3 protein-coding genes are annotated in these 7120 nt (G+C 66.0%); 1 reads left to right on the top strand and 2 read right to left on the bottom strand.

Going from position 1 to position 7120, the window contains the following annotated elements; translation table 11 throughout:
* On the bottom strand, window positions 1-1109 hold a 1109-nt coding region (locus tag B2V21_RS16960; protein WP_286917470.1), incomplete at its 3' end, for a catalase family protein.
* Window positions 1106-2905 carry a di-heme-cytochrome C peroxidase gene (locus B2V21_RS16955; protein WP_286917469.1) on the bottom strand — a complete coding sequence of 600 codons (1800 nt, stop codon included), beginning with the start codon at window positions 2903-2905 and terminating at the stop codon, window positions 1106-1108. The genes B2V21_RS16960 and B2V21_RS16955, both read right to left, overlap by 4 nt.
* Window positions 2906-3269: 364 nt before the next feature.
* Here B2V21_RS16955 and B2V21_RS16950 point away from each other — a divergent pair, with 364 nt between their 5' ends.
* Window positions 3270-7061 carry a bifunctional nitrate reductase/sulfite reductase flavoprotein subunit alpha gene (locus B2V21_RS16950; protein ID WP_286917468.1) on the top strand — a complete coding sequence of 1264 codons (3792 nt, stop codon included), beginning with the start codon at window positions 3270-3272 and terminating at the stop codon, window positions 7059-7061.
* The last annotated feature ends 59 nt before the right edge of the window (window positions 7062-7120 follow it).

Raw genomic sequence — 7120 nt, 5'->3', positions numbered from 1 at the left:
TTGATGCCGCCGATGGGGCGATGCGCCTCGATCCCGTGCCAGGGGCTGAAACTGAGGTTGTCGCACATCAGGTTCTGCTTGGGTGTGTCGAAATCCTGAGCCGGCACCTGGATGTGGGCCACGGTCTGGAAGGGCGCGTCGCTTTCCTTCCATCGCACGCTGGTGTCTTCGATGGGCATGTAGCGCTTGGCGTCCTGTGTCTGGATCTGCAGGGCGAAGCAGGCCGGCTGACGATCGGTGGACAGCTGCTGGTACAACGCCGAGCGCAGGAAGTTGGGCACGTCGCGATTCTGCGCCGGTGGCGTATAGGCCGGGCATGTTCCCGCTTCCGGGGTGACGCGGAACTTGGCGTTGAGGTTGCCGAACTTGTACGGCGACACGGAAAAGTAGGTGGTCAGCAGCGGGCTGGGCGGTGCTTCGGACAAGGTCGCCAGGGCGATGAACAGGTGCCGCACCTGCCATTGGCGCGGATCCCAGCCTGGCAGAAAGGCCATCACCTTCTTGCCGTCGGCCTGGGCCGCCACGTTCTGGCGATACTCGGCCACGTCGCTGACGAAGAAGTTGGCATGGTTGAACATGACGAAATCCTGCTCGCCGCGTCCCTGCTGGCTGGGCAGCAGCTGATCGCCGGGCACGCCCAGCAGCTTGATGGCCATTCCGCGCGCGTCCTTCATGTTGTCGAACTGCGGATAGGCGTTGCCGTTGGACAGCCGCATCCAGGCTTGCCAGGTCTTGCCCGGTTCGCTGAACACACCCTGGCGCAGTGCCGGATCCAGATCGGTGGCCACGCTGACCTGCGCTTGCACGCAGCCATGCGCCTTGGCGTGGGCGTCGCGCAGGTAGCGGGTGGGTTCGCGGTGCTGGTCGACGATGCGGATGGCGGTCTGGATGATGTCCTGGGTCATTGCCGCTTCGCCGGCGGGGATCTGCTCCTGGGCCGAGACCGGTCCGGAGAACTTCCAGGCGTACCACAGCGTGGCCAGCAGCCAGCCCAGCAGGCCCAGGACGATCAGCCCCAGCACCGTCTTGAACAGCCAGGTACCCAGGCGCAGCCAGAAGCGGCCGATGGGGCCGGGCGGCGTCGAATCGATCGAGGGACGGTTGTTCATGGCAGTCGTTTCTCCAGTGGTCCACCCAAGACCTTGAGGTATTCGAGCAGCGCCCAGCGCTCCTCGGGCTGCAGCAGGCGACCGATCACCCCGGCACCCAGCGGGCCGTCGCGGAATTCATGGCCGCTGTTGGCGTTGCCGGTCAGGCGCGTGTCGTAGAGGAAACCGCCGGGGAGGGCTTCGCTGCGGTAACCCAGGTGCGCCGGGTCGTATTCCAGGTTGCCACGGTAGAAGGTCACCGAGCGCTCGTCCTGAGGCGACAGCAGTTGATAGAGGCTGGGCACCGAACCGTTGTGCAGGAACGGCGGGGTGGCCCAGACGCCGGCCAGGGGCCGGGCCTTGTACGCGCGCAGTTCACGCACGCCGATGTCCATGCCGAAGCCGTTCAGCCGTGCCTGTTCCTGCGGGCCGATGCCGGCCTGGCGGTAGGCCCGCGCCTCGACGAAGGCAGTGACGTAGGCCAGTGCCTTGGCCACGGAAATGTGCTTGAGGTCGAGCGGCTCGCTGGGGTCTTCCAACTGCACGTTCATGGTCTTGAGGGCCTGCACGTCCCAGTTCAGCGCGCTGACATCGAAACGATGATCGGCGATGTTGTTGGCAGCGGTAGGGTCGGTGCCCATGTAGTCGACCGAGCGCATCTGCAGCTTGGCCACGGGGCGCGGTCCGCTGTGGTCCACCGGGGGCACGTGGCAGGCCGCGCAGTTTTCCTGGAACAGCTGCCGGCCCTGGGCGGCACGGGTCAGATCGACCTGGCCCAGCACCGCTTCGGGCCACTGCGGCGCGGGCAGACGCTCCACGGCTTGTTCGATGCGGTACAGGTCCATGACCCGCACGCTCGAGGGGTAGCGTTCGTCGCCCATCAGGGGCTGGCCGTGGGCGTCGAAGAATTCCAGGGTCGCGCCCACGCCCAGCGCCTCACCGATGTTGCGCGCCATCGGCTGCTGGGCCGAACCGTTCCACTGCACCCAGTCGAAGGTCCAGATGTCCCACAAGTGTGGATAGTCGACCGGCGCGTTGGCGACGCGATAGTTGTCGGCACTGATGGCGTCGCCGAAGGTGGCGTTGGCGATGCGGCCAAACGCATCGGCGCGGCCGGGCCCTTCCTGGACAGGGTACAGGCCACGATGGGTGTCGTTCCAGGCGGTGTGCAGGAAGCTGTTCAGCGAGGCCTTGAGCGCTGCACGCAGGGCGTCGTGCCCGGCCTCGTAGCCTTGCTCGCCGAGCACCGCCAGGGCGAAGCGCTTGAACTTCCAGGGATTGTAGTAGGTGGCCGCCATGCTCGCCGCCAGGGCCTGGCCGAAGTCGCCGCCGCGCAGGGTCGGCACCGTGGCGGGCAGCACGTGCTGCGCGGTGCCGCCGTCTACCCGCAGCGCCGTGCCGTTGAAGCGCAACTCACCGGTGTGGCACGCGGCGCAGCTGATGTCGAGAAACTGCGTGTCGCCGTTTTCGCCGGGGTGTCGGGTGAAGCCTATGGGCAAATCGTGCGGATTCTGCGCGTGGCCCGGTTCGATCAGGAAGCCGAAACGGCCGAGGTTTTCCGGCGCCGCGAAACGCTGCGTGGAAAACGGCTGTTCCAGGTTGACGAACCAGTCGTAGTGCAGGCCCTTGACCTGGGTCCCCTGGGGGGTGAAGTAGTAGGTGTCGCGGTCGGTGTCGCTCCAGTCCTGCAGGTAGTGCAGGTCGCGGGCAGGGCTGTAGGCCGGCAGGTTGGGGTAGGCGATGTAGTAGGCGATGACGGCGACGGCCAACAGCGCGGCCACCAGCACGATCATCACGCCTCGAATGAGCAAGCGCATGGGCACGGTCCTTGTGATAAGCGCGGCTTTATGCCTGAAAAACCCAGTGATGGCAACTGGCCTTTAGTCTAGTCCCGGCAATCTTTCCATAGAGCGCAGACGCCTGTCGCATCGGTGCCAGCCGGTGGTGCGCGACGCACATAAAGAGTGCAGGTCACGGGGGATACATTGGACCTGCGACCGGCTGCTTCCTTTCTTCGCTGAGGTTCAGGTGATTGTGGCGCATGGATTGCAAGCCTGCGCACTACACAATGCAATCGATGCCGATTGCTTCCCACACGACAACGGTGCCGTGCTGCCCGCTCTGATGAGCGCAGGCAGCTGGCGCCGTTTTTGTTTTTGTCGCCAGCAGCGAGGAGGGTCGATGACCGCCACTTCAGTGCGTAGCGTGTGCCCCTACTGCGGCGTCGGCTGCGGTATCGTCATGACTGTCGAGAGCGGCCGCGTGGTCAAGGTCAGCGGCGACAAGCTGCATCCGGCCAACGCCGGACGCCTGTGCACCAAGGGCAGCACCTGCGCCCAGCCGCTCAGCGATCCGGGGCGCATGCAGCACGCCTACCTGCGCGAGAACCGTGACCATGAGCCGGTACAGTCGAACATGGACGCCGCCATCGCCGCGGCCGGCAGCCGCCTGCGGCAGATTCTCGATGAGCATGGCCCCGATGCCCTGGCCTTCTACGTCTCCGGGCAGATGTCGCTGGAAGCCCAGTACCTGGTCAACAAGCTTGCCAAGGGCTACGTGCGCACGCGGCATATCGAATCCAACTCGCGGCTGTGCATGGCCAGCGCTGGCAGTGGCTACAAGCTGTCGTTGGGCGCCGATGGCCCGCCCGGCTCGTACGATGATTTCGATCAGGCCGAGGTGTTTCTGGTGATCGGCGCGAACATGGCTGATTGTCATCCGATTTTGTGCCTGCGCCTGCTCGATCGCCTCAAGGCCGGCGCCAGGCTGATCGTCGTCGACCCACGGCGCAACGCCACTGCCGACAAGGCCGACCTGTTCCTGCAGATCGAGCCGGGCACCGACCTGGCGCTGCTCAACGGCTTGCTGCACCTGCTGCACGCCAACGGCGCGACCGACCCGGCGTTCATCGCCGCGCACACCGAAGGCTGGGAGGACATGCCGGCTTTTTTGGCCGATTACACGCCAGCCCGAGTCGCCGAGATTACCGGCCTCGACGAACAGGCGATCCGTCAGGCCGCGAAGTGGATCGGTGGCGCGGCCAACTGGATGAGTTGCTGGACCATGGGGCTGAACCAGAGCATATATGGCACGTGGAACACCAACGCGCTGTGCAACCTGCACCTGGCCACCGGCGCCCTCTGCCGTCCAGGCAGCGGACCGTTCTCCCTGACCGGCCAGCCCAACGCGATGGGCGGGCGCGAAATGGGCTACATGGGCCCAGGCCTGCCCGGCCAGCGTTCGTTGCTGGTGGCGGCCGATCGGGCTCACGTCGAAACACTCTGGGGCATTGCCCCCGGCAGCTTGCGTGAAGAAGGCAACGCCGGCACCGTCGACCTGTTTCGGCAGATGGGCGAGGGCGCGATCAAGGCGTGCTGGATCATCTGCACCAACCCGGTGGCCAGTGTCGCCAATCGCCAGCAGGTCATCGATGGTCTGCAGGCCGCAGAGCTGGTGATCACCCAGGATGCCTTTCTCGACACCGAGACCAACCGCTATGCCGACGTGCTGCTGCCCGCCGCGCTGTGGGCCGAGGCCGAAGGGGTGATGATCAACTCCGAGCGCAACATGACCCTGATGCGCAAGGCCGTCGACGCACCGGGGCAAGCCCTGCCGGACTGGCAAATCATCGCCAGGGTGGCCTGCGCCATGGGCTTCGGCGAGGGCTTCGACTACACCAGCGCCGAGCAGGTCTATGAAGAGCTGCAACGCTTCGACAACCCGCAGAGCGGTTACGACATCCGCGGCGCCAGCTACGCGCAACTGCGCCAGCAGCCGCGCCAATGGCCCGCGCTGCCAGGACAGGAGGGGGCGCGCAGCCCGATTCGCTACCTCACCGACGCAGGCGTGCGCTTTCCCACCGCAAGCGGTCGCGCTCGGTTCTTCGCTCGTCCGCACCTGCCAGCCGCCGATCTTCCCGACGCCGAGTTCGCCATGGTGCTCAACACCGGTCGCTTGCAGCATCAGTGGCACACCCTGACCAAGACCGGCAAGGTTGCCACCTTGAACCGGCTCGACCCTGGGCCGTTCATCGAACTCCATCCCGACGACGCCGAGCGCCTGGGCATCGGCGAGGCCGATCAGGTGCAGGTCCGCTCGCGGCGCGGCCAGGCGGTATTGCCGGCCCGTCTCAGCGACCGGGTACGGCCGGGCAATTGCTTCGCGCCGTTTCACTGGAACGACGTGTACGGCAGCGATCTGGCGATCAATGCCGTGACCAGCGACGCCACCGATCCGCTGTCGCACCAGCCGGCGTTCAAGTTCGCCGCCGTGGCGCTGCAACGCGTCGGCTCGCCGGAAATCGCCCTGCAGAACCTCGATGCCGACGTGCCTGAGGCTGTCGCGGCAAGCGACGGGCAGGCGGCCATCCAGGTGCTCTGGGCTTCGCAGACCGGCACCGCGCAGGCCATCGCCGAACGCTGCGCGCAGACCCTGCGCGAGCGTGGCGCATCGGTCGCTCTACGTGGCCTGCACGAGATCACCCCGGCCGAGCTGCTCGCCGCCCGTGACCTGTTGCTGATCACCAGCACCTTCGGCGATGGCGATGCACCGGACAATGCCGCGCGCCTGTGGGCCCAATTGCAGGCCACGCAGACCGAGCCCTGTGCAGACCTGCGCTATGCCGTGCTGGCGCTGGGCGATTCCAGTTACGCGCAGTTCTGCGGCTTTGCCCGCAAGCTGGACGAGCGGCTGACCCAATTGGGCGGCGAGCGTCTGCTCGACCGCGTCGAGTGCGAGCCTGACGATCAGGCGCCTGCCGAGCGCTGGATACAGGCCGCCAGTCTGCTGCTTGCCGGACCAGCGTCCAGTTCAGTGGCGGAATCGGTGGCCGGTTCGGTTGCAGCAGAAGCTGCGTTGTATACCCGTCAACGGCCCTGGCTGTCGCGGGTCCTGCACAACCAGGTGCTCAACGCCGCTGGCACCGAGAAGGAAGTGCGCCATGTGGTGTTCGACTTGAAGGACAGCGGCCTGGTCTATGAAGCCGGTGATGCCCTTGGCGTATGGCCGAGCAACTGCATGAGCCTGGTCGAGGAACTGCTGGCCTGCCTGGGCCTGGACAGCAGCGAGCGGGTCCTGCTCAAGGGGCAGGGCGAGCAGCCGCTGGCAGTGGCTTTGCACAAGCATCTGGACATCACGCGCATCACGCCGCAGTGGCTGGCATTTCTGGGCGAGCGCTGCGCTGATCCGTTGTTGGCCTCGTTGCTCGAACCGGACAACGCTGGCCAACTGCAGCAGTGGCTGTGGGGTCGGCAGTTGATCGATCTGCTCGAAGCCTTTCCGGTCACCCTGACCACCCAGGAACTGCTCGGCCTGCTCAAGCCCTTGCAGCCGCGGCTGTATTCCATCAGCTCCAGCGCCCGCACCGACCCGCATCAGGTGCACATCACGTTGTCGACCGTGCGTTACCAGTGCAACGAGCGCGTGCGCAGTGGCGTCTGCTCGGGCTTTCTGGCCGATCGCTCGGCGGCGGCGCTGGTGCCGATCTTCGTTCAAAAGACCCGTCAGTTCCGCGTGCCCAGCCAGGCCGATACGCCAATGATCATGGTCGGTCCGGGCACCGGCATCGCGCCGTTTCGCGCCTTCCTTCACGAGCGCCAGGCGCTGGGTCATCACGGGCGCAACTGGCTGTTGTTCGGCGAGCAACGCGAACACAGCGACTTCTACTACCGCGACGAACTGCACGCCTGGCTGCGCAGCGGGCATCTGCACCGGCTGGATACGGCGTTCTCCCGTGACCAGGCAGAAAAGATCTACGTCCAGGACCGCCTGCGCCAGCAGGGCGCCCAGGTGTGGCAATGGTTGCAGCAGGGCGGGCATTTCTATGTCTGCGGCGATGCCAGCCGCATGGCCAAGGATGTCGACACAGTGCTGCGCGACGTGGTGGCGGAACACGGCGCCATGAGCACGCAGCAGGCCGAGGCTTACTTGGCGCAGTTGAGCCGGGATCGGCGTTATGTGCGGGATGTGTACTGAAAGGGTGCGGTGTGCACTGGGGTGGGGCTTTGTATCAGGGAGGGCCTCTTCGCGGGCAG

The sequence above is a fragment of the Pseudomonas sp. UBA6276 genome (assembly GCF_002438365.1).
Taxonomy (GTDB): Bacteria; Pseudomonadota; Gammaproteobacteria; order Pseudomonadales; family Pseudomonadaceae; genus Aquipseudomonas; species Aquipseudomonas coleopterorum.
The sequence above is the reverse complement of the archived record's forward strand: the minus strand, read 5'-3'. Positions and strand labels throughout refer to the sequence as shown.

What these genes read in the sequence shown, in the direction of transcription:
- B2V21_RS16955 (WP_286917469.1), bottom strand. Translation starts at nt 2,905, where the DNA reads ATGCGCTTGCTCATTCGAGGCGTGATGATCGTGCTGGTGGCCGCGCTG.
- B2V21_RS16950 (WP_286917468.1), top strand. Translation starts at nt 3,270, where the DNA reads ATGACCGCCACTTCAGTGCGTAGCGTGTGCCCCTACTGCGGCGTCGGC.